The following is a 2,680-nucleotide window of genomic DNA, read 5'->3' on the forward strand; positions in this document are numbered from 1 at the left end:
GCGATGCCCATGAGGAGCGCCCAGCGCGACAGGGCAACCAGCCCCTCGGCCACGACGGCCGGCACAAGGCTCAGCGAGTTGGCGAGTGCCAGCGCGATGAAGCCTACGACAAAGGTGGGAATGAGCGGTGGCCGCTTGCCGTCCGCATTCGCGCTGCCGGTGCGCCGCGCCGCAAAGGCGAAGACCAGGACCACAGGTGCCAGCATGGTCACCCGCATCAGCTTGACTAGGGTGGCGGTCTCTCCCGCCTCGGGCGAGATGGAGAAGCCCGCACCCACGACCTGCGCTACGTCGTGGATCGTCGCCCCGATGAAGATCCCGGCCGAATGATCGTCCATTCCCAGAAGCCGCACGACGATCGGATAGACGATCATCGCCAGCGTCGACAGGACCGTCACCCCGATGATGGTGAAGATCAGGTCCCGCTCCGAATGTTCGTTGCGCGGGAGAACCGCAGCGATCGCCATGGCCGCCGACGCGCCGCAAATTGCCACCGAGCCGCCCGTCAGAAGCGCAAGGCTCCAGCTGCGACCCAGCACCCGCGACAGCACCAGACCAAACAGGATTGTCACCGCGATCCCGGCCACCACAAGCCCGATCGTCGCCGGACCGATCGTCATCAGAAGCTCCGCGCTCATGCGAACGCCGAGCAGCGCCACGCCGATCCGCAGCACCGTGCGCGAAGTCATGGCGATGCCCGGTACCGCCCGACCCTCTTCCGCCAGGAAGTGGAAGGCGATCCCGATCAACAGCGCCATCAGCATGGCCGGCGCGCCGTAATGATCGCTCAGGAACTGCGAGGCCAGCGCGACCGTCACACAGACCAGAAAGCCTGGCAGCACCCGCATCAGCGCTACCGGTCGCTCCCCTCCCGCCGATGCCGACATGGTGGTGGGCTTCATCATCCTGCCTTTCCCTGCATCGAGATGCACGGGGCCGCCTGCGGCCCCGTCGCGATCCCTCAAGACCGCGCCTGCCGCACCATGTCGTTCGGGTCGATCCCGGCCACCGCGACAGGCTTCTTCATCGCATCGCGCCGGAACGGCTCGCCCAGTTCCTGATTCAGCAGAACCTCGATGAAGGTCGTCTTGCCCGCGCTTATCTGCAGCTCGATCGCCTCGCGCAGAGCATCGCCGAGCCCCTGGCGGTCACGCACCTGCACGCCCCGTGCCCCGCAGGCCTGCGCGATGGCAGCATAGGACGTGCCACGGTCCAGCTCCGTCCCAACGAAGTTGTTGTCGTACCAGAGCGTCGTGTTGCGCTTCTCCGCACCCCATTGGTAATTGCGGAAGATCACCATGGTGATCGCTGGCCAGTTGTCCCGGCCGCACGCCGTCATCTCATTCATCGAGATCCCGAACGCTCCATCCCCCGCAAAGCCTACGACCGGCATGTCCGGATTGCCGATCTTGGACCCCAGGATCGACGGGAAGCCGTAGCCGCACGGGCCGAACAGACCTGGCGCCAGGTATTTGCGCCCTTCCTCGAAGGTCGGATAGGCGTTGCCGATCGCGCAGTTATTGCCGATGTCCGACGAGATGATCGCCTCGCGCGGCAGAACCGACTGGATCGTGCGCCAGGCCTGGCGCGGCGACATCAGTTCCCCGTCACGCTCCCGCGCCTGCGCGTTCCACTGCGTGCCTGGATCGTCATCCTCGTGGTCCAGGCTCGACAGTTCCTGAAGCCAGCGCGACTTGGCGTTGGCCACAAGGTCACGCCGCGCCCGCGCTTGCGCATCCCCGCCCTCGGCGCGCGGGGCAAGCTGCCCCAGAATGCCTCGCGCGACCTTGCCGGCATCGCCCACAATGCCAACGCTCACCTTCTTGGTCAGCCCGATCCGGTCCGGGTTGATGTCCACCTGGATGATCCGCGCATCCTGCGGCCAGTAGCTCATCCCGTAACCCGGAAGCGTCGAGAACGGATTCAGCCGCGTGCCAAGCGCCAGCACCACGTCAGCCTGGGCGATGATCTCCATCGCCGCCTTCGACCCGTTATAGCCCAGAGGGCCCATCGCCAGAGGGTGCGAGCCGGGGAAGCTGTCATTGTGCTGGTAGTTCGAGCAGACCGGCGCATCCAGGCGCTCGGCAAGCTGTACGAGGTCCCCGATCGCGCCCGAAAGGACAACACCCGCCCCCGACAGGATCACCGGAAAGCGCGCCTGCGACAAAAGCCGCGCCGCTTCCGCAACCGCCTCCTCGCCACCCGACGGGCGCTCGAAGCGCACGATCTGCGGCAGCTCGATGTCGATCACCTGCGTCCAGAAATCGCGCGGGATGTTGATCTGCGCCGGTGCGGAACTGTGCCAGGCCTTCAGGATCACCCGGTTCAAAACCTCCGCGATCCGCGTCGGATCGCGCACCTCCTCCTGATAGCAGACGCAATCGGCAAACAGCCGCATCTGCTCCATCTCCTGGAAACCGCCCTGCCCGATCGTCCGGTTGGCCGCCTGCGGCGTCACCAGAAGCATCGGCGTGTGGTTCCAGTACGCCGTCTTTACCGCCGTCACGAAGCCCGTTACCCCAGGCCCATTCTGCGCGATCGCCATCGCCATGCGGCCCGTCGAGCGGATGTAGCCGTCGCACATCAGACCAGCATTCGTCTCGTGCGCGCAGTCCCAAAAGCTGATCCCAGCGCGTGGGAACAGGTCCGATACCGGCATCATCGCCGAGCCGATGATCCC

The 2,680-nt window shown here is 65.9% G+C and carries 2 protein-coding genes; both read right to left on the reverse strand.

From position 1 onward, the window contains the following. The coding region (locus AUL31_RS11130; RefSeq protein ID WP_060606130.1) for a YeiH family protein at positions 1-905 on the reverse strand (905 nt) is incomplete at its 3' end. 56 nt (positions 906-961) lie between these two features. Beyond that, on the reverse strand, positions 962-2,680 hold a 1,719-nt coding region (gene xsc, locus AUL31_RS11135; protein ID WP_060606134.1), incomplete at its 5' end, for a sulfoacetaldehyde acetyltransferase.

Source organism: Aureimonas altamirensis (genome assembly GCF_001463885.1).
In the GTDB taxonomy this organism is placed as follows: Bacteria; Pseudomonadota; Alphaproteobacteria; order Rhizobiales; family Rhizobiaceae; genus Aureimonas; species Aureimonas altamirensis.